At 62.9% G+C, this 24,142-nt stretch carries 25 protein-coding genes; 11 read left to right on the top strand and 14 right to left on the bottom strand.

Annotation, left to right across the window (positions count from 1 at the left end; translation table 11 throughout):
- Positions 1–36 precede the first annotated feature (36 nt).
- Positions 37–195, bottom strand: a complete 159-nt coding sequence (locus RCAP_RS19465) for a hypothetical protein (protein ID WP_157834355.1) — start codon at positions 193–195, stop codon at positions 37–39.
- A gap of 38 nt (positions 196–233) precedes the next feature.
- On the opposite strand from RCAP_RS19465, the gene RCAP_RS00330 reads away from it, so the two are divergent.
- From RCAP_RS00330 to RCAP_RS00300, 7 genes are all read left to right on the top strand, one after another.
- Positions 234–710 carry a CopD family protein gene (locus RCAP_RS00330; RefSeq protein WP_013065813.1) on the top strand — a complete coding sequence of 159 codons (477 nt, stop codon included), beginning with the start codon at positions 234–236 and terminating at the stop codon, positions 708–710.
- Between the two features lie 133 nt (positions 711–843).
- On the top strand, positions 844–2,112 hold the full coding sequence (rho, locus tag RCAP_RS00325; RefSeq protein ID WP_013065812.1) for a transcription termination factor Rho: 1,269 nt from the start codon (positions 844–846) through the stop codon (positions 2,110–2,112).
- 27 nt (positions 2,113–2,139) lie between these two features.
- On the top strand, positions 2,140–3,423 hold the full coding sequence (gene mnmE / locus RCAP_RS00320) for a tRNA uridine-5-carboxymethylaminomethyl(34) synthesis GTPase MnmE (RefSeq protein ID WP_013065811.1): 1,284 nt from the start codon (positions 2,140–2,142) through the stop codon (positions 3,421–3,423).
- 12 nt (positions 3,424–3,435) lie between these two features.
- Positions 3,436–5,298 carry a tRNA uridine-5-carboxymethylaminomethyl(34) synthesis enzyme MnmG gene (mnmG, locus tag RCAP_RS00315; RefSeq protein ID WP_013065810.1) on the top strand — a complete coding sequence of 621 codons (1,863 nt, stop codon included), beginning with the start codon at positions 3,436–3,438 and terminating at the stop codon, positions 5,296–5,298.
- 30 nt (positions 5,299–5,328) lie between these two features.
- A complete protein-coding gene (rsmG, locus tag RCAP_RS00310) occupies positions 5,329–5,919 on the top strand; it encodes a 16S rRNA (guanine(527)-N(7))-methyltransferase RsmG (protein ID WP_013065809.1) in 591 nt (196 codons plus the stop codon).
- Entirely contained in the window at positions 5,912–6,733 is an 822-nt protein-coding gene (locus tag RCAP_RS00305; RefSeq protein ID WP_013065808.1) for a ParA family protein, read from the top strand. The genes rsmG and RCAP_RS00305 overlap by 8 nt, the downstream gene beginning before the upstream one ends.
- Positions 6,730–7,632: a ParB/RepB/Spo0J family partition protein gene (locus RCAP_RS00300; RefSeq protein ID WP_013065807.1), complete on the top strand. Its 903-nt coding sequence runs from the start codon at positions 6,730–6,732 to the stop codon at positions 7,630–7,632. The genes RCAP_RS00305 and RCAP_RS00300 overlap by 4 nt, the downstream gene beginning before the upstream one ends.
- A 42-nt stretch (positions 7,633–7,674) precedes the next feature.
- On the opposite strand, the gene RCAP_RS00295 is transcribed toward RCAP_RS00300, so the two are convergent.
- The 8 genes from RCAP_RS00295 to RCAP_RS00260 all read right to left on the bottom strand — a co-directional run bounded on the left by RCAP_RS00295 (position 7,675) and on the right by RCAP_RS00260 (position 16,511).
- On the bottom strand, positions 7,675–8,046 hold the full coding sequence (locus tag RCAP_RS00295; RefSeq protein WP_013065806.1) for a hypothetical protein: 372 nt from the start codon (positions 8,044–8,046) through the stop codon (positions 7,675–7,677).
- Positions 8,043–9,131, bottom strand: coding sequence for a flagellar type III secretion system protein FlhB (gene flhB, locus RCAP_RS00290; RefSeq protein ID WP_013065805.1), 1,089 nt, complete (start codon positions 9,129–9,131; stop codon positions 8,043–8,045). Before flhB ends, RCAP_RS00295 begins: the two co-directional genes overlap by 4 nt.
- Positions 9,128–9,904, bottom strand: a complete 777-nt coding sequence (locus RCAP_RS00285; RefSeq protein ID WP_013065804.1) for a flagellar biosynthetic protein FliR — start codon at positions 9,902–9,904, stop codon at positions 9,128–9,130. The genes flhB and RCAP_RS00285 overlap by 4 nt, the downstream gene beginning before the upstream one ends.
- Entirely contained in the window at positions 9,901–11,988 is a 2,088-nt protein-coding gene (flhA, locus tag RCAP_RS00280; RefSeq protein WP_013065803.1) for a flagellar biosynthesis protein FlhA, read from the bottom strand. The genes RCAP_RS00285 and flhA overlap by 4 nt, the downstream gene beginning before the upstream one ends.
- The gene (locus RCAP_RS00275; RefSeq protein WP_238530212.1) at positions 11,988–12,734 is read right to left on the bottom strand and encodes a transglycosylase SLT domain-containing protein; all 747 of its coding nucleotides are present in this window, start codon (positions 12,732–12,734) and stop codon (positions 11,988–11,990) included. Before RCAP_RS00275 ends, flhA begins: the two co-directional genes overlap by 1 nt.
- A 110-nt stretch (positions 12,735–12,844) precedes the next feature.
- Positions 12,845–13,654, bottom strand: coding sequence for a 3'(2'),5'-bisphosphate nucleotidase CysQ (locus RCAP_RS00270; protein ID WP_013065801.1), 810 nt, complete (start codon positions 13,652–13,654; stop codon positions 12,845–12,847).
- A complete protein-coding gene (locus RCAP_RS00265; protein ID WP_013065800.1) occupies positions 13,641–14,987 on the bottom strand; it encodes a TldD/PmbA family protein in 1,347 nt (448 codons plus the stop codon). Before RCAP_RS00265 ends, RCAP_RS00270 begins: the two co-directional genes overlap by 14 nt.
- Before the next feature lie 63 nt (positions 14,988–15,050).
- Complete coding sequence (locus tag RCAP_RS00260) at positions 15,051–16,511, bottom strand: DUF2125 domain-containing protein (RefSeq protein WP_023910770.1); 1,461 nt, start codon at positions 16,509–16,511, stop codon at positions 15,051–15,053.
- A 156-nt stretch (positions 16,512–16,667) separates the two neighbouring features.
- On the opposite strand from RCAP_RS00260, the gene RCAP_RS00255 reads away from it, so the two are divergent.
- Positions 16,668–17,279: an enoyl-CoA hydratase/isomerase family protein gene (locus RCAP_RS00255; RefSeq protein ID WP_013065798.1), complete on the top strand. Its 612-nt coding sequence runs from the start codon at positions 16,668–16,670 to the stop codon at positions 17,277–17,279.
- Between the two features lies 1 nt (position 17,280).
- Here the strand turns inward: RCAP_RS00255 and RCAP_RS00250 are convergent, their stop codons facing one another.
- Together RCAP_RS00250 and ahcY are read right to left on the bottom strand one after the other, a co-directional pair.
- The gene (locus RCAP_RS00250) at positions 17,281–17,622 is read right to left on the bottom strand and encodes a DUF2853 family protein (protein ID WP_013065797.1); all 342 of its coding nucleotides are present in this window, start codon (positions 17,620–17,622) and stop codon (positions 17,281–17,283) included.
- A gap of 160 nt (positions 17,623–17,782) precedes the next feature.
- On the bottom strand, positions 17,783–19,174 hold the full coding sequence (gene ahcY / locus RCAP_RS00245; RefSeq protein WP_013065796.1) for an adenosylhomocysteinase: 1,392 nt from the start codon (positions 19,172–19,174) through the stop codon (positions 17,783–17,785).
- 125 nt (positions 19,175–19,299) lie between these two features.
- Between ahcY and RCAP_RS00240 the strand changes: the two genes are divergently transcribed.
- Positions 19,300–19,890 (top strand): HD domain-containing protein, encoded by a 591-nt coding sequence (locus RCAP_RS00240; RefSeq protein WP_013065795.1) that lies wholly within the window; start codon positions 19,300–19,302, stop codon positions 19,888–19,890.
- A gap of 178 nt (positions 19,891–20,068) precedes the next feature.
- On the top strand, positions 20,069–20,947 hold the full coding sequence (locus RCAP_RS00235) for a LysR family transcriptional regulator (protein ID WP_013065794.1): 879 nt from the start codon (positions 20,069–20,071) through the stop codon (positions 20,945–20,947).
- Here RCAP_RS00235 and hvrA read toward each other — a convergent pair whose 3' ends face one another.
- The 3 genes from hvrA to senC form a co-directional block, all read right to left on the bottom strand.
- Positions 20,948–21,256, bottom strand: a complete 309-nt coding sequence (gene hvrA, locus RCAP_RS00230) for a trans-acting regulatory protein HvrA (protein WP_013065793.1) — start codon at positions 21,254–21,256, stop codon at positions 20,948–20,950.
- Positions 21,257–21,322: 66 nt separating this feature from the next.
- A complete protein-coding gene (locus RCAP_RS00225) occupies positions 21,323–21,877 on the bottom strand; it encodes an ActR/PrrA/RegA family redox response regulator transcription factor (protein ID WP_013065792.1) in 555 nt (184 codons plus the stop codon).
- 52 nt (positions 21,878–21,929) lie between these two features.
- On the bottom strand, positions 21,930–22,595 hold the full coding sequence (senC, locus tag RCAP_RS00220; protein ID WP_013065791.1) for a cbb3 -type cytochrome c oxidase assembly copper chaperone SenC: 666 nt from the start codon (positions 22,593–22,595) through the stop codon (positions 21,930–21,932).
- 97 nt (positions 22,596–22,692) lie between these two features.
- Here senC and regB point away from each other — a divergent pair, with 97 nt between their 5' ends.
- On the top strand, positions 22,693–24,078 hold the full coding sequence (gene regB, locus RCAP_RS00215) for a sensor histidine kinase RegB (protein ID WP_238530268.1): 1,386 nt from the start codon (positions 22,693–22,695) through the stop codon (positions 24,076–24,078).
- The last annotated feature ends 64 nt before the right edge of the window (positions 24,079–24,142 follow it).

The raw sequence follows: 24,142 nt of genomic DNA, 5'->3' as shown, positions 1-24,142 counted from the left end.
ACAAAACGGAACGCCCCCAATCCGTCCCCTTCGGTATCAACCACGCAAGCCGTTGATCTGAAACGAGATCGAAAGCTTATCAACAGGGTTTTGCAATCTGGCTTGCAGAGCTTTCAAGGCTTGGGAAAAGGTCTGGAAAACCGGGCTATCCACACTGTCCACAGCCCCTACAAAATCAACATCTTTTCTTTTCAAGAATTATTCTTAAGAAGAAGCCGACACAGGAGGCACAGATGTTCGAACTCGTCACGGATTTCCTTTCCGATTGGTATTTCTGGACGAAATCGCTGCATGTGATGTCGGTCCTGGCCTGGATGGCGGGGCTGTTCTATCTGCCGCGGCTTTACGTTTACCACGTCGAAGGCCTGAAAAAGCAGGGCGTCGTCCGTGGCAGCGAGATGGACCTGCTGTTTCAGCATCAGGAACGGATGCTGCTCAAGGCGATCATGAACCCGGCGGCGATCTCGACCTGGTTTTTCGGGCTTTGCCTGGTGTTCACGCCCGGCATCATCGACTGGAGCATGCAATGGCCCTGGATCAAGGGCGCCTGCGTGATCGCGATGACGGTGTTTCACATGTTCCTGGCACGGGCCCGGCACAAATTCGTCGATGGCACGAATGATCTGGCCGGTCGGCAATGGCGGATGATGAACGAAGTGCCGACGCTGCTGATGTTCCTGATCGTGATCGCGGTGATCGTGAAGTTCTGATTTCGTTGACTCGCCGCGGGCTTTGGGCGTAGAAGCGCCGCAGCCCCGGCCGTCCGGCCGCAGGTTCTGCCGAACCCTGACCCATGCTGCGCCGCCCCGAGGGGTCCCGGCGCCTTTCGCGGATGGATGCGAGATGACCGAACGTTTGAACCTTTCCGATCTCAAGGCGAAGAGCCCCAAGGACCTTCTGGCGATGGCCGAGGACTGGGAGATCGAAAACGCCTCGACGATGCGCAAGGGCGAGATGATGTTCTCGATCCTGAAAGAGCATGCCGAGGAAGGGGTCGAGATCGGCGGCGATGGCGTGCTGGAAGTGCTGCAGGACGGGTTCGGCTTCCTGCGCTCGCCCGAGGCGAACTATCTGCCCGGCCCGGATGACATCTACGTGTCGCCCGAGATGATCCGGCAATACAGCCTGCGCACCGGCGATACCGTCTGGGGGATCATCCGCGCGCCGGGCGAGAATGAACGCTATTTCGCGCTGACCGCGGTTGAGAAGATCAACTTCGAAGATCCCGAAAAGGCGCGTCACAAGGTCAGCTTCGACAACCTGACGCCGCTTTATCCCGACGAGCGGCTGAAGATGGAGATCGAAGACCCGACGATCAAGGATCGCTCGGCGCGGATCATCGATCTGGTGGCGCCGATCGGGAAGGGGCAACGCTCGCTGATCGTGGCACCGCCGCGCACCGGGAAAACCGTGCTGCTGCAGAACATCGCGCATTCGATCGAGGTGAACCACCCCGAATGCTACCTGATCGTGCTGCTGATCGACGAACGTCCCGAGGAAGTCACCGACATGCAGCGCTCGGTGAAGGGCGAGGTGATCTCCTCGACCTTCGACGAACCGGCGACGCGGCACGTGGCGGTGGCCGAGATGGTGATCGAAAAGGCCAAGCGTCTGGTGGAACATAAGCGAGATGTTGTGATCTTGCTTGATTCGATCACAAGACTTGGGCGGGCTTTCAACACCGTCGTGCCCAGCTCCGGCAAGGTTCTGACCGGCGGTGTGGATGCGAATGCGCTGCAGCGGCCGAAGCGCTTCTTTGGCGCGGCGCGGAACATCGAAGAGGGCGGCTCGCTGACGATCATTGCGACGGCGCTGATCGACACCGGCTCGCGGATGGACGAGGTGATCTTCGAGGAATTCAAGGGCACCGGCAACAGCGAGATCGTGCTGGATCGGAAGGTCGCCGACAAGCGCGTCTTCCCGGCGATGGACATTCTCAAATCGGGTACGCGGAAGGAAGATCTGCTGGTCGATCAGAAAGACCTGCAGAAAACCTATCTGCTGCGCCGCATCCTGAACCCGATGGGGACCACGGATGCGATCGAATTCCTGATTTCGAAGCTGAAGCAGACGAAAACCAACGGCGAGTTCTTCGATTCGATGAACGGCTGAGGTATCGTTGCCCCGAGAGGGATTTCGATGGACACGATCTATGCGCAGGCATCCGGCCGCGGCAAGGCCGGCGTTGCTGTCATTCGCCTGTCCGGGCCGCGCGCCTGGGAGGCGGTGGCGGCCCTGTGCGGCCGTCTGCCCGCGCCGCGGCAGGCCGCCGTTCGGCTGTTGCGGATCGGCGCGGATGCGCTGGACGAAGCTTTGGTGCTGTGTTTCGAGGCGGGGCGCAGCTTCACCGGCGAGGAATCGGCGGAACTGCATCTGCATGGCGCCCTTGCCACGGTTGCGGCGGTTCTGAAAGCGCTTGGGTCACTGGGGTTTTTGCGGTTGGCCGAGCCCGGGGAATTCACCCGGCGGGCGATGGAGAGCGGTCGGCTGGATCTGTCGCAGGTCGAAGGGCTGGCGGATCTGATCGAGGCCGAGACCGAGGCACAGCGGAAACAGGCTTTGGCGGTGCTGTCGGGCTCGGTCGGGCGGATGGTCGAGACCTGGCGCAGCAAGCTGATCCGGGCGGCGGCGCTGATGGAGGCCTGCATCGATTTCGCCGATGAAGACCTGCCGGTTGATGTGACGCCGGAGGCTTTTGCGCTGCTGTCCGAGGTTGCGGCGCAGTTTTCGGCGGAAATCGGCCGGATTTCGGTGACCGAACGGGTGCGGGAAGGCTTTGAAGTTGCGATCGTCGGGCGGCCGAATGCCGGGAAATCGACGCTTCTGAACGCGCTTGCCGGGCGAGAAGCGGCGATCACCTCGGAAGTGGCCGGGACCACGCGCGATGTGATCGAGGTTCGGATGGATCTTTCGGGGCTTGCGGTGACCTTGCTGGATACGGCAGGGTTGCGCGATACCGAGGATCAGGTCGAAGCGATCGGGGTTGCACGAGCGATCGAGCGGGCGAAACGGGCCGATTTGCGGGTATTTCTGCTTGATGACGGCGATATTCCGCTGTTGCAACCGATCGGGGATGATCTGGTCGTGCAAGGCAAGGCCGATCTTGGCGGGTCGGGGGATCTGCGCGTCTCGGGAAAGACTGGCGAGGGCGTGGATGCGCTGGTTGCGGCGATCACCGAGCGGCTGTCCGCACGGGCGGCGGGGGCCGGGGTGATGACGCGGGAACGCCATCGCGATTGTCTGGGGCGCGCCTCTGGCGCTTTGGAATCGGCCCTGGAAGAGCTGGGTCATGGTCTTGAACGTCTGGATCTTGCAGCAGAGCATTGCAGGACAGGTGTTCGGGCGTTGGAATCGCTGCTGGGACGGGTCGATGTCGAGAACCTGCTTGACGAGATCTTTTCCAGTTTCTGCATCGGCAAGTGAGGAGTGTTTCACGTGAAACATTTTGACGTCATTGTTGTCGGAGGTGGCCACGCCGGGACCGAGGCTGCCCATGCCTCTGCCCGGCTTGGGGCCCGAACGGTCCTTGTGACGATGCGGCGCGAGGCGATTGGCGTGATGTCGTGCAATCCGGCGATTGGCGGGTTGGGCAAGGGGCATCTGGTCCGGGAAGTCGATGCGATGGATGGCGTGATGGGCAAGGCTGCCGATCGCGCCGGCATCCAGTTTCGGCTTTTGAACCGCCGCAAGGGCCCGGCGGTGCAGGGGCCGCGGACGCAGGCGGATCGCAAGCTCTATCGCCTGGCGATTGCCGAGCTTTGCGCAACGCAACCGCTTCTGGACGTGGTCGAAGGCGAAGTGACCGATCTGCTTCTGGCCGGGACCACCATATCTGGTGTGCGGCTGATGGACGGATCCGAAATCTTTGCGCCCTCTGTCGTGCTGACAACGGGGACTTTCCTGAACGGTGTGATCCATATCGGCGATCAGCAATCGCCGGGTGGCCGGGTCGGGGATCGGCCCTCGGTGCCGTTGTCGCAAAGGTTGCGCGAGATTGCGCCCGCTGTCGGTCGCCTGAAGACCGGAACGCCGCCGCGCCTGGATGGGCGGAGCATCGACTGGGATAGTCTGGAAAAGCAGCCCGGCGACGAAGATCCGGTGATGCTGAGCTTCCTGAGCACCGGCCCCTTTGTCCGTCAGATCGCCTGTGGCATCACCCATACGAACGAATCGACGCATGAGGTGATTCGGGAAAACCTGCAACGATCCGCCATGTATGGCGGTCATATCGAGGGCGTCGGGCCGCGGTACTGTCCCTCGATCGAAGACAAGGTTGTGCGGTTCGCCGACAAGACCTCGCATCAGGTCTTTCTTGAGCCGGAGGGGCTGGACGATGATACCGTTTATCCGAACGGGATTTCGACCTCCTTGCCCGCGGATGTGCAGGAGAGATATGTGCAGTCGATCCGCGGACTGGAACGGGCACGCATTTTGCAGCCGGGATACGCGATCGAATATGATTACGTGGATCCCAGGGCGCTGAAGCTGACGCTTGAATTGCGTGACCAGGAAGGTCTGTTTCTGGCCGGTCAGATCAACGGCACCACGGGTTACGAAGAGGCAGCAGCACAGGGGATGGTCGCGGGATTGAACGCAGCCAGCAAGGCCCTGCGTCGGGATCCTGTGACGTTCAGCAGGACCGATTCCTATATCGGCGTCATGATTGATGATTTGGTGAGCAGGGGGGTCAGCGAGCCCTATCGCATGTTCACATCGCGTGCTGAATTTCGGCTTTTCCTGCGTGCGGACAATGCGGATCAGCGCCTTACCCCGCGCGGAGTCGAGATTGGTTGCGTGGGAGAGGAGCGTCAGCGCAGGTTTGACGAAAAGATGGAGAAGATGGCCGCCGGAAAGGGCATCCTGGACGGGATCGTGCTGACCCCGGGGCAGGCGATCTCACTTGGTCTTGCGCTGAATCAGGATGGGGTGAAGCGGTCGGCGTTTCAATTGCTCGCCTTTCCGGACGTCACGTTCGGGCAGCTTCGGGAGTCGTTTCCCGATCTGAACGCGATTGCACCCGACATCGCGACGCAGCTTTCGATCGAGGCGCTCTACGCAAACTACATCTTGCGGCAGCAAAGAGATGTTGACGCCATGCGTCGCGACGAGAATTGGGAGATTCCGGCCGACTTCGACTATGGCGCATTGTCCGGCCTGTCGAATGAGCTGAAGATGAAGTTCAGCGCGGCGGCCCCTCGCACGTTGCATCAGGCGAGCCAGGTCGATGGCGCGACACCGGCGGCGCTGTCCTTGATTCTTGCACGGCTTCGCCAGACCAAAAGGGCCGGGCGGACATGACCGAGTCGGAAGCTTTCGCAAAACTGGTCGATGTTTCACGTGAAACAATTCAACGCCTCGAGCGGCTGGAAAGCGTTGCTGAAAAAGTGGAATCCGGCCATCAATCTGGTCTCTCCGCGGACGCTTGTGGAAGTCTGGACGCGTCATTTTCTGGATTCGGCTCAGATTCTGCGATCTGTGGACCACGCGCCGCAGCATTGGGCCGATCTGGGAAGCGGCGGCGGATTTCCCGGCCTTGTCGTCGGTGTTCTGGCGAAAGAGCAATTTCCCGACATGCGGCTGACCCTGGTCGAAAGTGACAAGCGCAAGGCGGCGTTCCTTCTCAATGCGGTCCGGGATTTGGGGCTGTCCGCCGTGGTGGCTGACAAACGGATCGAATCGCTCGAACCGCTCAAGGCGGATGTGCTGTCGGCACGGGCTTTGGCGCCGCTTGAAACCCTGCTCGCCTATGCCGAGCGTCACCTGTCACCGGCGGGCATCGCTCTTTTTCCGAAAGGAAATCGCTGGCGGGAAGAGGTTGCGCAGGCGCAGCAGAAATGGTCCTTTGCGTTCGAACCGAAACCCAGTGCCACGGATCCGGACTCCGTCGTTCTGAACATAAAGGGGTTGCACCGTGCCTGATCCCATTCGCCCGACTCAGCCAAGAATCATTGCCATCGCGAACCAGAAGGGCGGCGTTGGCAAGACGACGACCGCGATCAACCTGGCCGCCGCGATGGCCGAGCGCGGTTGCCGCGTGCTGCTGGTTGATCTTGATCCGCAAGGGAACGCCTCGACAGGTCTTGGAATCGAGGCGGCTGATCGCAAGTTCAGCACCTATGACCTGCTGTTCGGAGAGGCGCCGCTGTCGGAGGTCGTCCAGAAAACCGCCTTTGACGGGCTGTTGATCTCTCCTGCGACGACCGACCTGTCTTCCGCGGATATGGAGCTTGTGTCGTCTGAAAAGCGCACCTTTCTGCTGCATGATGCGCTGCGTCAGACCGATATCGACCTGCTTCGGCTGGACTATGTTCTGATCGACTGCCCGCCGTCGCTCAATCTGCTCACCGTCAACGCGATGGTTGCGGCGCAATCGGTTTTGGTGCCGCTGCAGGCAGAGTTCTTCGCGCTTGAGGGGTTGTCGCAGCTGATGCTGACGATCCGGGAGGTGCGCCAGACCGCGAATCGCGACCTGCGGATCGAGGGTGTGGTGCTGACCATGTATGATGTGCGCAACAACCTGTCGCAGCAGGTCGAAGCCGATGCGCGGGGGACGCTGGGCGAGCTGGTGTTCCGGACGATGATTCCGCGCAACGTCCGGATTTCCGAGGCGCCATCCTATGCTTTGCCGGTCTTGAGCTATGATGCGGGGTCGAAAGGCGCGGAAGCCTATCGGTCCCTGGCGGCAGAGCTGCTTGACCTCCATGCGACACAAGAACGAAAGGCCAGGGCATGAACGAGAGAAAACCCGAACGTCGGGGCCTGGGCCGGGGCCTGTCGGCGCTGATGGCGGATGTTCAGATCCCCGCCGCTGAAGCCGAGGTTGCGCCGCGGCGCAAGGATATGCTTGTTCCGATCGAAAAGATCGTTCCGAATCCGGATCAACCCCGGCGCAGTTTTGCGCCCGAGGCGCTGGAGGAATTGCGCGCGTCGATTGCCGAAAAGGGCATCATTCAGCCGCTGATCGTGCGCAAGCATCCCAAGGGCGAGGACAGCTTCGAAATCGTTGCCGGGGAACGGCGTTGGCGTGCGGCGCAGCTGGCAAAACTGCATGAATTGCCGGTCATCGTGCGCGATTTCACCGATACCGAAGTGCTGGAAGTCGCGATCATCGAGAATATCCAGCGCGCAGACCTGAACCCGCTGGAAGAGGCGATGGGCTATCGCCAGCTGATGGATCGTTTCGGCCATACCCAGGAAAAGCTTGCCGAGGCGCTTTCCAAAAGCCGCAGCCATATTGCCAACTTGTTGCGATTGCTCAATCTTCCCGAAGAAGTGCAGGATTTCCTGCGCGAGGGCAAACTGACCGCCGGACATGCGCGTGCGCTGGTGACGGCCACCGATCCGGTGCGCCTGGCCAAGGAAACCATCGCCAGGGGTCTTTCGGTGCGCGACGTCGAAAGGCTTGCGAAGGATGAGACATCGGCAGGCCCGGGCGTGCCGTCGAAATCCTCTTCCAGAGCGCCGCGAGAGAAAGACGCCGACACCCGTGCGCTGGAAGCGGATCTTTCGGCAACGATCGGGATGAGCGTCAGCATCGATCACGATGGCGTCGAGGGCGGCCGCCTGACGATCCGCTATCGGACGCTTGATGACCTTGACCACCTTTGTCAGGCGCTCAGCCAGATCGGCTGACCGCGGTCTTCCGAAGCTTTGACCTGGCCCGAGAGCGCCGGGTCAAAGCCGCTTTTCTTTCGCAACCTGTTGTTCCGCAACCATCTTTTTTGCGATTTCCCCCAGGTTGCGATGTCGGCCGGTGGCCGCAGCGGTGCGCTGCCGTTGCGCCTCGATCAGCGGTTGCAGCTGCGCAAGGCTCTCCGCGATCTGGCCAAGGCGCCTCTGCGCCCATTTTTCGTAATTCTCGGCGGCTTTCGCCAACATCAGATTGTCGCAGCCCTCGCGCCAGGCGGCCTGCATGTCTTGCGCGATCTGCGTCCGCTCCGTCTCTAGGTCCAGCCTTTGCCGGGTCAACCGCGCCAGATCGGTCATGGCGCGGTCCCGGATCATCGAGGCGATATTGTTCAGAGAGTCCAGATCCTTGCGCCTCATTTCCGGGCCCCGCGTTCGCGCGACCGACGGCGCATCTTCTCGGCGAAGCGGATCGCCGCGGCGACGGGGCGATAATGGTCCGGATGAATTTCCTGACCGATGTCGACCGCCGCATAAAGCGCCCGGGCCGTCGGCGGATCGGAATGGATCGGCACCCCGGCCTCGGCCGCGACTTCCCGAATCCGCGCCGCGACTTCATCCACACCCTTGGCCACACAGAGGGGGGCGCGTTTCGCCCCGCGTTCCCATTTCAGCGCAACCGCATAGTGGGTCGGGTTCACGATCACCACATCGGCCTTGGCGACATCGGCGATCATCTGCTTGGTCGCGATCTCGATTGCTTTCTGGCGCCGCTGCGCCTTGATATGGGGGTCTCCTTCCGACTGTTTCATCTCGTCGGTGAGTTCCTTGCGCGTCATCTTGTTGCGCCGCAGGAAGTCGAACCTTTGCCACAGATAGTCGATCGCCGCGATCACCCCGGCCAAAAGCAGCATCAGCAGCAGAAATTCGACGATCATCTGCGGAAAGCTGACCGCAACCACCGTCGCTTCGAATTTCTGGCTGAGCAGAATTGCCGGCAGTTCCCGCAGCATGAAATTTCCAAGGATGATCGAGATCACCACCAGCTTCACGAAGCTTTTCGCGAATTCAAAAAGGCCGGTGCTGCCGAATTTCTGTTTGAAATTGGCGATCGGATCGATGCGGTTGACCTTCGGCATCAGCTTTTCCGGCGCAAAGACGATGGCGCGTTGCGCCGCAAGGGCCGCCAGAACCAGAACGCCGGGCAACAGCAACCAGGGCGCAACCGTCAAGGCCATGCGCCCCAGAATGTTGCCCGCGACCACCGTGCCACCGCCCAGAAGTTGCACCGAAATCGAATCGGCCTGATCGATCAGCACGCTGGCCCAGGTTCCGAAGCTTTCAAGCGAGCTTTTGCCGAAGGCGAGGGCGGTGATCACGATGGCGGCATAGACCGCGGCGCCGGTCACTTCCGTGGATTTGACCAGATCGCCCTGTTTGCGCGCCTGCTCGATTTTCTGCGGAGTAGGGTCGAATTCCTTGGAGCTGTCGTCTTCCTCGCTCATCGCAGCACCTCGAACGGGTTGGCCAGAAAGGCGTCGAAAGCATCATTCCAGACCAGGAGACCGGTCGGCAGCGCGATCATCAGCAGCGCCAGACCGCCAAGCGTCTGCGCCGGGGCGCCGATCATCGACACCATCAGTTGCGGCATCGCCCGGTTGATCGCGCCAAGCGCGACGTTGTAGATCAGACCGGCGATCACGAAAGGCGCGGCAATCGAAAAGCCAAGCGCGAAGGCGCGGGAAATGCCGCCAAGCCCCCATTGCCGGAACAGATCGGCATCGGGAAAGGCCCCGGGCGGCAGCGCCTGATAAGAGCCGAGGAAGATCTCGGTCACTTTCACATGCAGACCCAGATGCACCGCAATCGCCAGACCGGCCAGAACCAGCAATTCGCCGACCGCGGGCTGAGGTTCCCCCGTCGTGCCGCCAAAGAGCTGCGAGAGCGAGGTCGATTGTGCCGCGATCGTGCCCGCGATCTGCAGGCACAGAACGAAAAGCCGCAGCATCAGGCCGATGAACAGCCCGATCACGATTTCCGCGAACATCCAGACCGCCACCGGCAGGCTGGTGTCGGGCGCGTTGACGAAGGGGAGGGCCCCCGGCATCACGATCAGGGTAAAGGCGAAGGTCAGCCCCAGCTTGACCCGGGTCGGCACCATCATTTCGCCAAAGGCAGGCATCACCGCCATCGTGCCGCCGACGCGGAGGAAGACGATGAAACCGACCCAGAGCAGATCCCGGGTCGATTGCATCAGGGTTGCAAGATCCTCGATCATGCCTGCACCACACCGACCATCGAGGGCCGCGCATCGAGGCCAATTTCCTCGAAGCTGAGCACGGGGGCCAGGATGCCCTTGGCGCCCAGCACCGTCTTGAGGAACCGCCGCCGCCGGGTCGAGGTGACGATGGCCGGGAAGATCCCCGCTTCGCCCGCTTTCGCGATCCGTTCGGCGACATTGTTTGCCAGCCGGTTGAACTTGTCGGGCGGCAGCGCGACATCGGTCTGACCGCGATCGCCCGCCACCTGGAAGGTCGAGAACGTGTCTTCCCATTCGGGCGCCAGTTGCAGCAGCGGCAAAGTCCCATCCTCGCGACGATATTCCGCGACCAGCTGGAACCCGAGCCGCTGGCGGACATGTTCGCAGATCGCCTCGGGCGACTGCATGCCGCGCACTTCCGCAATCGATTCGACGATCACCAGCAGGTTGCGGATCGACACCCGTTCTTCCAGCAGCAGACGCAGCACCGCCAGCAGCAGATCGACCGGAACCTTGTCGGGGATCAGCTCGTCAAGCAGGCGGCGGTTAGACTCGGCGCGGGCGGGATCGGAAAGGTTGCACACGTCCTCGAGCAGGCGGCGCAGCGCCCGCAGCGTCATCAGACGGCCGAAGTTGCGCCGGATCACCTCCAGAAGATGCGTCGCCAGAACTTCGGTCGGGCCGACCACCGTGGACCCGGCCAGCGCGGCATCTTCCTGTTTTCCGGGCGGAAGCCAGCGCGCGGGGGCGCCATAGACCGGCTCGCGCACGTCTTCGCCATCGGGCAGGAAATCGCGGTTGTCGGTGATCAGCGCCAGAACCCGGTCGGGGAAAAGCCGGTCCTTGGCTTGCTCGACCCCCTGAATGCGGATGCGATAGCAACCGGACTCCAGCGTCGCATCGTCGGTCAGGCGGATTTCCGGCAGGATCAGACCATAGCTTGCCGCCACATGGTTGCGCATGTTGGTGATCCGCGCATCAAGGCCGGTCGCCGGATCAAGCGCCATCGCCACCAGATCCGGGGCGAATTCGACGTGGATATCATCGACATCCAACACGTCGCCGATCGATTTGCGTTTCTTCGGCTCGGCGCTTTCGGGGATCTTCATCGCCTCCAGCTCGGCTTTTTTCTGCGCTTTCCGGCTCACGAAGAAGGCGGTTCCGCCCAGAATGAGCGCGCCCGTCATGAAGGGGACAAAGGGCAGGCCGGGGAAAATGGCGAAGCCCGCCATCAGCGCCGCCACCGTGGCCAGCGCCGAAGGGTAGCGCGCCAGCTGCTCGAACACGGCGGAATCGGCGGAGCCCTTGGTGCCGCCGCGCGACAGCAGGATGGCCGAGCCGATCGAGATGATCACGGCCGGGATCTGGCTGGTCAGACCGTCGCCGACGGTAAGGATCGCATAGGTTTCCAGCGCGCGACCCAGCGGCATGTCATGCACGATCGTGCCGATGGCAAGGCCGACGACAAGGTTCAGAAGCGTGATCAGGAGACCGGCGATGGCATCGCCCTTGACGAATTTCGACGCACCGTCAAGCGAGCCGAAGAAGGTCGTTTCCGCCTGTTCCTTTTCGCGCCGTGCCCGGGCCTCGGCATGGTCGATGGCGCCGGCGTTCATGTCGCTGTCGATGGCCAACTGCTTGCCGGGCATCGCATCAAGGGCGAAACGGGCGCCGACTTCGGCCATCCGGCCCGCGCCCTTGGTGATCACGATGAAGTTCACGATCATGATCACGCCGAAGACGACCAGCCCGATCATCACCGAGCCGCCCATGATGAAATTGGCGAATCCCTCAATCACGTGACCGGCGGCGGCGGTGCCGGTATGGCCGTTGCCGATGATCAGCTTGGTCGAGGAGACGTTCAGCGACAGTCGCAGCATCAGCGAGGCGAGCAGGATCGTCGGAAAGGCCGAGAAATCCAGCGGCCGCTCGATGAACAGGGTGACGGTGAAGATCAGGATGGCCAGCGCGAAGGACACCGCGAGGCCGGTGTCAAGAACCCAGGCCGGAACCGGCAGGATCATCATCACGATCACGGTCATCAGGGCGATGGCCAGCAGGATGGTCGGCTGGAAGATCGCCGCAAGGGTCAGCTTCGGCATCAGTTCACCTGGGACTTGTCGAGAGAGATGGCGAAGAGGCTGGCGCCGGGGGCGCCCCCCAGCGGCGGCGAGACGGTTCCGGTGCGCCGCAACAGCGGATAGGAATTGACCCGCGGCGGTTTCGGCGGCGTCATCGGCGCGTTCATCGCGGCGACGATATCGGGGATCTCGGGGATGTCGCCATAGGGCATCTGGTCGGGCGCGGCATTCATCGCCAGCACGTCAGCTTCGCCATCCGCTCCCATGAAACGCTCGCGCAGCTCGGCAAAGCGGGCGGAATAGCGGTCGGCATGTTCCTTGGTGCGGGAATGATAGGCCCCCGCCGCCGCGTTCCACGAGCCGGTTTCGGCATAAAGATCCGAAAGGAAGCGGGCGGCGTAAAGCGCATTCGCCTTCGGATCGAACATCTCGTCGATCGAGGAGAAATGTTCGTTGTGCCATTTGTAATTGATCTGGAAGCAGCCGATGTCAAAGCTGCGGGCGCCGCGCTTGAATTCCTGGAACACATAGGCGCGGGCTTCGTCGAGCGTGTCGAACCAATGCCCCGCGCCTTCCATGTTCACGGTCCAGGGCCAGGGACGCAGCTTGCCGTCGATCTTCTTGCCGGTTTCGGTCAGCGAAATCGCCTTCAGGACGGAAACGGGAACGCCGCTTTGCTGCGCCGCATATTCCGCCACCCGTTCACAGGTGGCCGAGATGCCCTGCGCGGTTTCCGAAGCCTGCGCGGGGCGCAGCGGAAAAGACATGCCAAGCATGAGAAAAAAGACGATTCGCCAAAGCCTTGGCATGGGGTTCCCCCTTGTTCAGCAGTTCTTGCCAAGGCTGAACCTAGGGAGAGAAGGTTTATATCCGGTAATCAGAGCCCGGATTCTTCGGATTGCGGCCGCAACTGCGCAAGGTATTGCGCGTGCAATCCGGGGGCACCGACCAGCAGCCCCTCGATCTGTGCCGAGGGCGTGTTGAAGCGCAGCGGCGCCCCGGAACGGTCGGTCACCAGCGCCCCCGCACAGGTGGCGATCAGGCTGGCGGCCGCCACATCCCATTCCCAGGTCGGCCGCACCGTCAGGCTGGCGTCAAAGCGGCTTTCAGCGACCAGACACAGCCGCCAGGCCAGCGAGGGGCGGAAAAACCGCCGGTAACCGGGCCTTTCGTGGCGCCAATGCGTGGCGATGTCGCAAACTTTCGAGGCCAGCAGGCTGGAGCCCTCGATCGCCCCCGGGTCGGTGTTGCGGATCGGTTGCCCGTTCAGCAGCGCGGGGCCACCGCGCACGGCGGCATAGGTTTCCTCGAACACCGGCAGATGCACGACGCCCGCCAGAACCTCGCCATCTTCGACGACCGCGATCGCATGGGCGAAGCCCGGTTCGTTCGACAGGAAGGCCCGGGTGCCGTCGATCGGATCGACGACGAACAGGCGCCGACAGGACAGACGGGCCGCATCGTCCTGGCTTTCCTCGGAGAGCCAGCCATATTCGGGCCGTGCCTTGCGCAAAAGATGCGCCAGCAGGTCGTTCACCGCCAGATCGGCCTCGGAGACCGGACCGGCATCGCCCGCCTTGTCCCATTGCTTCGGCGCATGTTTCCAATATTGCAGCGCCAATTCGCCCGCGGCCTCGGCGGCGCGGATCAGCAGGTCAAGATCGGTGGCGGCATCAGGACCCGGCAATCGTCAGCCCCTCGATCAAAAGCGACGGCACGACATGGCTCAGATGGCCGCGCGCATCATTGGCGGGGAGGATCCGGCGCAGCATCTCGCGCAGGTTTCCGGCCACGGTGCATTCGTTCACCACATGCGAAATCTGGCCGTTTTCAACCCAATAGCCCGCAGCCCCGCGCGAATAATCGCCCGTCGTCGGGTTGATCGTCGCGCCGATGAACGAGGTCACCAGAAGCCCGGTGCCCATGTCGCGGATCAGCTCCTCGCGCGATTTCGTCCCCTGCGTCAGCGCCACATTCCCTGCGGCGGGGCTGGGCGGCGTCGATGTTCCACGTGACGCATTGCCGGTGCTTTGCAGCCCCAGCTTGCGCGCCGTCGCCAGATCCAGCACCCAGCCGGTCAGCACGCCATCCTCGACGATGGCGCGGCGGGCGGGGGGCAGGCCCTCGGCATCGAAGGGACGCGAGCCGGAGATGCGCCGGCGGAACGGATCCTCGATCAGGCTCAGGCCCTTGGGCAGCACGTCCGTGTTCAGACCGTCGCGCAGCCAGGAGGCGCCGCGGGCAATGGCGGTGCCGTTGATCGCCGAGAGCAGATGGCCGATCAGGCTGGCGGCGACGCGTTCATCGAGCAGCACCGGAAAGGCCCCGGTTTTCGGCTGCACCGCGCCAAGACGGGCCACGGCACGTTCGCCCGCCTGCAGCCCGATCGACGCGGCCGAGGGCAGATCGGCGCCGAAGATCCGCGCCTCCGAGGCCCAGTCGCGTTCCATCGCCGCGCCTTCGCCCGCAATCGCCACCGCCGAGATCGAGCGCGAGGTCCGGGCGTAACCGCCGGAAAAGCCGTTCGTTCCCGCCATGTGCAAGAGCCGCTTCGACCACGAGGCCGAGGCCGATTGCACCTGCGAGACCCCTTGCACCGCCATCGCCGCCGCTTCCGCCTCGCGCGCGTCGGTTTCCAGTGCCGCGGCCAAGGGTTCCGCCCCCGGATCGGCCAGTTCAAGCGCCGCAACGTCCCAGTCCCGCGCCAGCTGCGCCGGATCGGCCAGACCGGCATGCGGGTCTGCGGGCGCCTCGCGGGCCATCGCCACGGCGCGTTCGGCCATGTCGGCAATGGTGCGGGCGGAAATGTCCGAGGCGGAAACACAGGCCTGACGCCCGCCGATCAGCACGCGCAGGCCGATTTCCAGCCCTTCGGAACGTTCCGCCTGTTCCAGCGCCCCGCCGCGGACATCGATCGACACGGCGCGGCCATCGACGGCCAGGGCATCGGCCGCCTCGGCTCCGGCCTTGCGGGCGGCGGAAAGCAGGGCATCGGTCAGATCGGCAAGAACGGGGGGCATCGGCTCTCCTTGTGGAAAACCGCCCGGGAAGCCGGGCGGTTTCGCTGGTTCGGCAGGTTTGTCTTACTTGATCGGCTGGCCATTGGCCAGAATCTGGCCGCCTTCCTTGAACTCGATCTTCGAGGTGAACAGATCCTCGCCCGCGGGCACGGCATACATGCCCATCATCATCTTGGCGAACATCACCTGATCTTGCGGCATCAGCCCCATGGCCACCAGCCCGTCCATCAGCTTGTTCGCGCCCGACAGTTTCAGATCGATGGCGCCCAGCGGCATCGGCGTGGCCGTCGCATTGTTGAAGGTCAGCGCGCCATTGCCGGTCAGCTCGGCGCCCGCGGCGGTCAGCTGCAGCTTGTTGACGTTCAGGCTGTCGATCTGCACCGGCGGCACCGGCGAGGCGGCCGCCGCAGCCGAGAACAGATCGACCAGCGGCTTGCCGGTGCCGGTCAGATCGACGATCAGCGTCGCCGGACCATGGCTCAGCTGCGCCGTCGGGTCGAGCATCGACCAGATCTGATCGGAAAGGCTCAGCCCGACCAGCGAGACCTTGCTGGTGAAGGGTTGCGGCTCGGGCTTGGCGCTCAGCGGCATGGCAAAGTCGACTTCGCCCTGATCGATGGTGGCCGAAAGCGGCATCGGGAATTCGGCGGTCTGGATATCGACCTTGGTCTTGCTGCCGGTGGCCGAATACCGCACCGCCTCGCGCGAGAAAGCGATGATCGCCTGACCGCTTTCGGCAGAGCCGGACATGCTGACGGGCCCGGTCTTCGTCTTCGAGGACATGGTGTAGCTCAGCGCGCCATAGCTCATCTGGCTGTTGGTGCGCATCCCCTTGGCGATCGCATCGCCCAGTTCCGCGGCATCCGCGCCTTCGGGCATCAGGCTGTCGCCCTTGATCGCCAGATCCTGCATCTCGATCGTCGCATCGATCGTGGTCGCGTCTTCGGGATCGCTGCCGGTCATCGTCAGCGCCATGGTTTCGGCGGTCAGATCGGCCTTGGTGCCCTGGCCGCCGGTCGTGGTCATCATCTGCGTGCCGGCAAGCCCGGTCAGCGTCATCCCCAAAAGCGCCGGCTGCGCGCCCGGGGCCGAGGGCTGGGCCTCGATGCTGGCGGAAATCTCGGGCGCATCGACCAGATAGGACATTTCCTCGGGCGTGCCGGAGATCACCACGCTGGCATCGGTCTTGTCGATCCTGATCTTTGCCGTCTCGGTCTTGCCGGTGGCGTCGGTGGTGTCATTGCTGCCGGTGATCTCGCCCTCGATCGTGCCCTCGACGGTGCCGTCGCCCAGATCCTCGAGCAGGATCGCGGGCACGGTCAGCACGGTTTTCGACACCTGCTTGTCGGTGCCGATTTCGGTGGTGCTCTCGTTCGTCAGGACAAGATCGGAAATCGTCAGAACGTCGCCGTCGCGCGCGACCGCGCCGGGGGTGACGGTGAAACCATAGGCGGAATACTGCTTTTGCCAGCTGTCCCAGACCTCTTCCGGCGTCACATCGGCCATGACGGCGGTCGAACTCATGAGAAGGGCGATGAAAGTGGTTGTGCCAGCGGATGTGAGCCGTGCCATCGGGGGCCTCTTGGATAAGGAATGGCTCCACCTTCCGCTGCACATCGGTAATGGTCAAGGGGCAATGGGGTTGCTAACACGGGGGCAAGGCGGCAGGCGGAGGGCAAGATGATCGAGGTGAAATCGGCGGACGGCATCTGGACGGTGACGATCAACCGGCCGGAAAAGGCGAATTCGCTGACCCGGGGGATGCTCTCCGACATTGCCGATGCGGCCGAGGCCGCCGGTCGGGCCGAGGCGCATGCGCTTGTGCTGCGCGGCACCGGCAAGGTGTTTTCGGCGGGGGCCGATCTGGACGAGGCCCGGGCGGGGCTGGCCACCGATCCGGTCTGGGAACGGCTGTCCGGCGCGGTCGCGGCGCTGCCCTGTCTGACCATCGCGGCGCTGAACGGCACGCTGGCCGGGGGGGCGATGGGGATGGTGCTGGCCTGCGATCTGCGGATTTCGGTGCCGCAGGCGAAGCTGTTCTACCCGGTGATGAAGCTGGGCTTCCTGCCGCAGCCCTCGGACCCGAAGCGGCTTGCGGCGCTTGTCGGGCCGTCGCGGGCCAAGATGATCCTGATGGCCGGGCAGAAGATCGAGGCCGAGGAGGCGCTTGCCTGGGGGTTGCTCGACCGGATCGTCGCCCCCGAGGCGATGGATGCGGCGCTGGCCGATTTGCTCGCCGATGCGACCGCCGCAAGGCCCGCCCATGTGGCCGCGATCAAGGCCTTGATCTGACTTACAGATACAGGCTTTCCCTGCGGAAGTGCCGGACCAGCATGTAATAGATCACCGCGCGATATTTGCGCGGTTCCGACCGGCCATAGGTCTCGATCGCGGCATCGATCGCATCCTCCAGATCGGGGCCGTCGGGCAGGCCCAGCTTCCGGATCAGGAAATTGCGCCGGATCTGATCGATCTCGGATTTCTGCGTCGCGGCGACGATCTCGGCATCGGGGTCATAGATCGCCGGTCCGCAGCCGATGGTGACTTTCTCCAGCAGCGCCATGTCGGGCGTGATCCCGCATTTGCCCTGCAGAGCCTCGGCATATTTTGCGATCAATGCGTCCCGTTTGCCCATCTGCCTCTCTCCGGTTTGGCGCGTCCTCCGCCAGAAGCCTAGGCGGGACCGCGCAGCGAGACAAAGGAATTTCCGCGGCACCGGCATGTCTTTGCCGAGAGGGCAGGGGACAAATGAAAGCGGGGCCCGAAGGCCCCGCCCGCTGCCGCAAATGGCAGGATCAATAGCGGTAATGGTCCGACTTGAACGGGCCTTCGACGGTGACGCCGATATATTCGGCCTGATCGGGACGCAGCGTGGTCAGTTTCACGCCGATCTTCTTCAGATGCAGACGCGCCACCTTTTCATCGAGCGATTTCGGCAGGATGTAGACGCCCGGCTGATACTCGGCGCCCTTGGTCCACAGTTCGATCTGCGCCAGAACCTGGTTGGTGAAGCTGGCCGACATCACGAAGCTGGGGTGGCCGGTGGCATTGCCGAGGTTCAGCAGACGGCCTTCGGACAAAAGGATGATCCGCGCGCCCGAGGGCATCTCGATCATGTCCACCTGGTCCTTGATGTTGGTCCATTTGTGGTTCTTCAGCGCCGCGACCTGAATTTCGTTGTCGAAATGGCCGATGTTGCCGACGATGGCCATGTCCTTCATCTCGCGCATGTGCTCGATGCGGATCACGTCCTTGTTGCCGGTGGTGGTGATGAAGATATCGGCGTCGGCGACCACATCTTCCAGCACGACGACTTCAAAGCCGTCCATCGCCGCTTGCAGCGCGCAGATCGGATCGACTTCGGTCACCTTGACCCGGGCGCCCGCACCGCGAAGCGAGGCCGCCGAGCCCTTGCCCACGTCGCCATAGCCGCAGACGACGGCGACCTTGCCCGCCATCATCACGTCGGTGGCGCGGCGGATGCCGTCCACGAGCGATTCCTTGCAGCCGTATTTGTTGTCGAATTTCGACTTGGTGACAGAGTCGTTCACGTTGATCGCCGGGAAGGGCAAGAGACCCTTCTTGTGCAGGTCGTAAAGACGGTGCACGCCCGTGGTGGTTTCTTCGGAAACGCCCTTGATCGCCGCGCGTTGCTGGGTGAACCAGCCGGGGCTTTCCACCATGCGCTTCTTGATCTGGTTGAAGAGGCAGACTTCCTCTTCCGAGGTGGGCGTGGCGATCAGATCGGTTTCGCCAGCTTCGACGCGGGCGCCCAAAAGGATGTAGAGCGTCGCATCGCCGCCATCATCCAGGATCATGTTGCAGGTGCCTTCCGGGAACTGGAAGATCTTGTCGGTATAGGCCCAGTATTCTTCCAACGTCTCGCCCTTGACGGCAAAGACCGGCGTCCCGCCCGCGGCGATGGCGGCGGCGGCGTGATCCTGGGTCGAGAAGATGTTGCACGAGGCCCAGCGGACATCGGCCCCCAGCGCCTTGAGCGTTTCGATCAGAACGGCGGTCTGGATCGTCATGTGCAGCGAACCGGCGATGCGGGCGCCTTTCAGCGGCTGGCTCGGCCCGAATTCCTCGCGGCAGGCCATCAGGCCCGGCATTTCGGTTTCGGCAATATCCAATTCCTTGCGGCCGAACTCGGCCAGTTTGATATCCTTGACGATGTAATCGGCCATCGGGCGCTCCTCGAATTTCAGTCGGTGGTTGCATAGCATCTTGAGCCCCGTGGCGCAACGAAGCGCACCTGCGACGTTTACAGTCCGTTTCGCTTTGGCTAGCAGGGGGTAAACGGGGGAATGCGATGAAACGGGCGTGGCAGAGGATGCTTTCGGGACGCAGACTGGATCTGCTCGACCCGACGCCGATGGACATCGAAATCGAGGATATCGCCCATGGGCTGGCCTTTGTCGCGCGCTGGAACGGCCAGACGACGGGGGATTACGCCTATTCGGTGGCGGAACATTCGCTGCTGGTCGAAGAGCTTTTCGCCCGCGCCAATCCCGGCATCGGCGAACGCTGGCGGCTGGCGGCCTTGTTGCATGACGCGCCCGAATATGTGCTGGGCGACATGATCACCCCGGTCAAGGCGGCGATCGGCAAGGGCTATGTGGAGCTGGATGACCGGCTGACGGCGGCGGTGCATCTGCGCTTCGGCCTGCCCGCGGTGCTGCCCGCCCCGATCAAACGCGCGATCAAGGCGGCAGACACGGTTTCGGCCCGGCTCGAGGCCGAACAGATCGCGGGATTTTCAGAGGCCGAGGCGGACAGGATCTTCGGAAAGCCCGATCCTGTCCTTGTGCGGGGTCTGGCGATCCGCCTGCGTCCCCCGCCCGAGGTGCGCGCAGCCTTTACCGCGCGTCACCATGTGCTTCTGAGGTCCCTCAGCGGTTGAACTTGTATTCGCCAGCGTTGCGGGCGCGGGGGGCATAGCCACCCATGGCAAGGGCCATCACTTCTCCAAGAATCCGGAACATCGCGGATCTCCTTTTCTCTCTGTGCCTTCTGAATGCCTTGACGCGGGCCGCAAGGCGAGTCAGGAATTTTTCCACAGATGATAGGCAGGCTAACAGATGAGCGAAATCGACTGGCGCAAGATGCCGCCGCTGACAGCCCTGCGCGCCTTTGCCGCAACGGCAAGCGAGGGGGGGTTCAGCGCGGCGGCCCGCAAGCTGAATGTCACCCACGCTGCCATAGCGCAACAAGTCCGCGCGCTGGAGGCCGATCTGGACGTGCCGCTCGTGTGGCGCGACGGCAAGCATCTGCACCTGACGCCCGAGGGCGAACGCTTTGCCAAGGCGCTGGCAGACGGGTTTTCGATGATCCAGTCGGCGGCGGACATGCTGCGCGCCGACACCAGCGAAAAGGCGCTGACGGTGACGGTGCCGCCGGTTTTCGCCTCGGAATGGCTGATGCCGCGACTGGCGCGGTTCTGGAAGAAACACCCCGATATTCCGCTGTCGCTTTTGCCCGATGCCCGGCTGGTCGATCTGAAGGAAATCGGCGCGAATATCGGCATTCGTTTCGGGGTCGGAAAATGGCCCGGGGTGATTTCGGTGTTTCTGACCGCTGCCCCGCAGGTTGTGGTGGCGGCGCCGGAATTGCTTGGCGGGCGAAAAAAACTATCGCTGCGGGAAATGGCGATGCTGCCATGGGTGCGAGAAGGCGATTGGCCGGAGCAGATGCAATTGCTGGAATCGATGGGGCTGGTTCCGGCAGCGCTGAAATTCGTCGATTTTCCGAACGAGGAATTGGCGCTGGCCGCGGCACGTGAAGGCATCGGCCTGCATCTGGAAACCGAGGCGCTGATCGTCGAGGATCTGAAACTCGGCTGGCTGGTGAAAATCCACGAGCTGACCGAGGAAAGCCTGGGCTATTATATTGTCAGGCCGCCGGGTCGGCTGAACCCGGCGGCCAAGATATTCATCGACTGGTTGAAGGCCGAAGCCTGATCAGATCGTCAGATCTTCCAGGGACTTGCCCGAAGCCAGCGCGGCTTCGACCCATTTCGGCTTGCGGCCGCGGCCGGTCCAGGTTTCGGAGGGATTGGCCGGGTTCGCATATTTCGCCGCGACGGTCTTGCGCGGTTTCGTCTCGACCATGGTCAGGATTTCAGCCAGCGGATAGCCCATCTTGCGCGCGATCTCGTCGAGTTCGGCAAAGGCTTCCTTTTTCTTGCGCTCTTCGTAGGTGACGATTGCGCGGTCGACCTTGGACCGCAGCGCCTTGAGTTCGTTCAGTGAAAGCGCGTCGATATCCATGAAAACCTCCAGTGAGTGGTTTCATGGATATCGAATATTATGTTCGCGCAATCAAGATATATTTGTTTATCGCGGGCTGCGTTTGGCCAAAATCCGCTGCAAGGTGCGACGGTGCATATTCAGCCTGCGGGCAGTTTCCGACACATTTCGGTCACACAGCTCGTAAACCCGCTGGATATGTTCCCAGCGCACGCGGTCGGCGCTCATCGGATTTTCCGGCGGCGGCGGCAGGGCTTCGCCCTTGGCCAGAAGCGCATTGGTGATGTCATTCGCATCGGCCGGTTTCGACAGATAATCCGTCGCGCCCATTTTCACCGCCGCAACCGCGGTGGCAATGGCGCCATAGCCGGTCAGAACGACGATCCGCGCCTCGGGGCGGCGTTCGCGCAGCGCTTCCACCACTTCGAGCCCGTTGCCGTCTTCCAGACGCAAGTCGATCACCGCATAGGCCGGTGCCCGGTTCTGCACGATCGCCTTGCCGGCCGAGACCGTTTCGGCGATTTCCGTCTGAAACCCGCGCTTTTCCATCGCGCGCGCAAGGCGGGTCAGGAACGCATTATCGTCATCGACCAGAAGCAGCGACCTGTCGCTTCCGAGTTCGGCGAATTCTTCTTCGGCCATGGCTCCCCCCTTTCACCCTCTTTTTCGGTTCTAAATCTATATTTTGCGCTGGTCAATTTCCGTTGCCCGCCGCGGGGGTATCCCCGGGGGTCTGCAGCGCGTCCAGGAAGCATCCGACACTGTCGGCCACCATTTCCGGTGTGGCGTCGCGATCATAGAAATCGAGAAAGCCAAGCTTCGGATCCATCAGATAGGTCTGGGTCGAATGATCGACCAGTGTCGCCGGATCGCCGGGATTGCGGATCAGGTAATAGGCCCGATAGGCCTTGACCGCCGCATCGATCTGCTCCGGCGTGCCGGTCAGGCCGATCATCTTCGGGCTCATCAGATCGGTGAATTCCGTCAGCACCGGCGGCGTATCCCGCGCGGCATCGACGGAAATGAACACCGGCGTCACGTCATGGCCGCGCTCGGCCAGCAGATCGACCGCGGCGGCATTGCGGGTGCTGTCGATCGGGCAGACGTCGGGGCAATAGCTGTAACCGAAGTAGACAAGGCTCGGTTTGGTGATCACGTCCCTGTCGGTCACGGTTGCGCCGGTTTCCGAGATCAGCGTGAATGGACCGCCGATCTGCGCCGAGGCGCTGCCAGTGCCCTTGCGGCAGGCGGCAAAGCGATCCGTCTCATGGGGGACGAGGGTGACGGCGGCAGAGATGCCCACCACGACGACGACGGCTGCCGTGGCAGCCAGCGCGGCGGTCTTGCTCGAAACGTTCATCGCCTCTCCTTCACGTGCTGGAGATTGATTGCGCAGCGCAACGGGAATATCAAGGGGTTGCGGTAAGGGTGAGGCGGGAGGGACGACGATGGCAGATATGATGAGGGCTGTCGACCGGCCGGAATTCGACATGTCGGCAAGTTTGAGCCATCAGGAATGGGTCCGGCTGCGGACATTGATCCTGTTGCGATGGGCCGCGGTCGTCGGTCAGCTGGCGGCGCTGATTGCCGCTTACGGCTATTACGACATCGCGCTGAACCTGCCGATGTGCATCGGAACCATCGGCTTTGCGGTCGCCGCCAACATTGCGGCGATCTATCTTTATCCCGAATCCCGGCGGCTGTCGCAGGCCGAGGTGACGGCGACGCTGCTTTTTGACACCGCGCAGCTGGCGCTGTTGCTGTCGCTGACGGGCGGGCTGAACAACCCCTTCGCGCTTTTGATCCTGGTGCCAGTGACGATCGCCGCGACGGCGCTGAAGCTGCGGCCGACGCTGCTGCTGGGGGGCGCGACGATTGCGATGATCACCTTTGTCGCCGTGTTCAACGAGCCGCTGCAGACCCGCGACGGGGCGCATATCGGCGTGCCGCCGATGATCGAATTCGGCTCCTGGGTGGCGATCGTGATCGGGGTGATCTTCCTGGGCGCCTATGCCCACCGCATCGCGCAAGAGATCCATTCGATGTCGGATGCGCTTTTCGCGACGCAGATGGCGCTCTCGCGCGAGCAGAAACTGACCGATCTGGGCGGGGTGGTGGCGGCCGCCGCGCATGAGCTGGGCACGCCGCTTGCGACGATCAAGCTGGTCTCGACCGAACTGGCCGAAGAGCTGGTCGACGATCCCGAATTGCACGACGATGCGGTGCTGATCCGTGAACAGGCCGAACGCTGCCGCGACATCCTGCGGTCGATGGGGCGGGCGGGCAAGGATGACGTGCATCTGCGCACGGCGCCGCTGCTGGCCGTGCTGCGCGAGGCCGCCGAGCCGCATCTGGACCGCGGCAAGATGATCTATTTCGACGTTGTCCCGGGCGAGGGCGGCTCGGAACGGCAGCCGACGATCTATCGCTACCCCGAGCTGGTGCATGCGCTGCGCAACCTGATCCAGAACGCGGTCGATTTCGCGCAGACCACGGTCTGGGTCGATGCGGAATGGACCGACCGCAGCATCATCGTGCGCGTCACCGACGATGGCCGCGGCTATTCGCCCAATGTTCTCAACCGCATCGGCGATCCCTTCATCTCGACCCGCTCGGCCGAGCGCAAGGAATACGAGGGCATGGGGCTGGGCCTCTTCATCGCCAAGACGCTTCTGGAACGCACCGGGGCGAAACTGCGATTCGCCAATGGATCCGAGCCCTATCAGAAGAATGCGCCGGTGCCGCGGCGCTCGGGCGCGGTGGTCGAGCTGCGCTGGCACATCGGCCGTCTGATCGCCCCCGAAACCGGGCCGCTGGGCGAGAATGTTCCGATCACCGCCTGATGATCACAATCGTTCGTTAACTTAACGGCACATTAACCTTTATTCATCAATCATGACTGCGGGA

The sequence above is a fragment of the Rhodobacter capsulatus SB 1003 genome (assembly GCF_000021865.1).
Lineage (GTDB): Bacteria > Pseudomonadota > Alphaproteobacteria > Rhodobacterales > Rhodobacteraceae > Rhodobacter > Rhodobacter capsulatus_B.
This window is presented reverse-complemented; position numbering and strand designations above follow the sequence as displayed.

What these genes read in the sequence shown, in the direction of transcription:
- RCAP_RS00250 (WP_013065797.1), bottom strand. Translation starts at nt 17,622, where the DNA reads ATGGGCAAACGGGACGCATTGATCGCAAAATATGCCGAGGCTCTGCAG.
- flhA (WP_013065803.1), bottom strand. Translation starts at nt 11,988, where the DNA reads ATGCCGAAGCTGACCCTTGCGGCGATCTTCCAGCCGACCATCCTGCTG.
- regB (WP_238530268.1), top strand. Translation starts at nt 22,693, where the DNA reads ATGATGAGGGCTGTCGACCGGCCGGAATTCGACATGTCGGCAAGTTTG.
- RCAP_RS00240 (WP_013065795.1), top strand. Translation starts at nt 19,300, where the DNA reads ATGAAACGGGCGTGGCAGAGGATGCTTTCGGGACGCAGACTGGATCTG.
- RCAP_RS00235 (WP_013065794.1), top strand. Translation starts at nt 20,069, where the DNA reads ATGAGCGAAATCGACTGGCGCAAGATGCCGCCGCTGACAGCCCTGCGC.
- senC (WP_013065791.1), bottom strand. Translation starts at nt 22,595, where the DNA reads ATGAACGTTTCGAGCAAGACCGCCGCGCTGGCTGCCACGGCAGCCGTC.
- rho (WP_013065812.1), top strand. Translation starts at nt 844, where the DNA reads ATGACCGAACGTTTGAACCTTTCCGATCTCAAGGCGAAGAGCCCCAAG.
- RCAP_RS00265 (WP_013065800.1), bottom strand. Translation starts at nt 14,987, where the DNA reads ATGCCCCCCGTTCTTGCCGATCTGACCGATGCCCTGCTTTCCGCCGCC.
- RCAP_RS00285 (WP_013065804.1), bottom strand. Translation starts at nt 9,904, where the DNA reads ATGATCGAGGATCTTGCAACCCTGATGCAATCGACCCGGGATCTGCTC.
- RCAP_RS00295 (WP_013065806.1), bottom strand. Translation starts at nt 8,046, where the DNA reads ATGAGGCGCAAGGATCTGGACTCTCTGAACAATATCGCCTCGATGATC.
- hvrA (WP_013065793.1), bottom strand. Translation starts at nt 21,256, where the DNA reads ATGGATATCGACGCGCTTTCACTGAACGAACTCAAGGCGCTGCGGTCC.
- RCAP_RS00330 (WP_013065813.1), top strand. Translation starts at nt 234, where the DNA reads ATGTTCGAACTCGTCACGGATTTCCTTTCCGATTGGTATTTCTGGACG.
- RCAP_RS00255 (WP_013065798.1), top strand. Translation starts at nt 16,668, where the DNA reads ATGATCGAGGTGAAATCGGCGGACGGCATCTGGACGGTGACGATCAAC.
- ahcY (WP_013065796.1), bottom strand. Translation starts at nt 19,174, where the DNA reads ATGGCCGATTACATCGTCAAGGATATCAAACTGGCCGAGTTCGGCCGC.
- RCAP_RS00275 (WP_238530212.1), bottom strand. Translation starts at nt 12,734, where the DNA reads ATGTCTTTTCCGCTGCGCCCCGCGCAGGCTTCGGAAACCGCGCAGGGC.
- rsmG (WP_013065809.1), top strand. Translation starts at nt 5,329, where the DNA reads ATGTTTCACGTGAAACAATTCAACGCCTCGAGCGGCTGGAAAGCGTTG.
- RCAP_RS00300 (WP_013065807.1), top strand. Translation starts at nt 6,730, where the DNA reads ATGAACGAGAGAAAACCCGAACGTCGGGGCCTGGGCCGGGGCCTGTCG.
- RCAP_RS00225 (WP_013065792.1), bottom strand. Translation starts at nt 21,877, where the DNA reads ATGGCCGAAGAAGAATTCGCCGAACTCGGAAGCGACAGGTCGCTGCTT.
- flhB (WP_013065805.1), bottom strand. Translation starts at nt 9,131, where the DNA reads ATGAGCGAGGAAGACGACAGCTCCAAGGAATTCGACCCTACTCCGCAG.
- RCAP_RS00260 (WP_023910770.1), bottom strand. Translation starts at nt 16,511, where the DNA reads ATGAGTTCGACCGCCGTCATGGCCGATGTGACGCCGGAAGAGGTCTGG.
- mnmE (WP_013065811.1), top strand. Translation starts at nt 2,140, where the DNA reads ATGGACACGATCTATGCGCAGGCATCCGGCCGCGGCAAGGCCGGCGTT.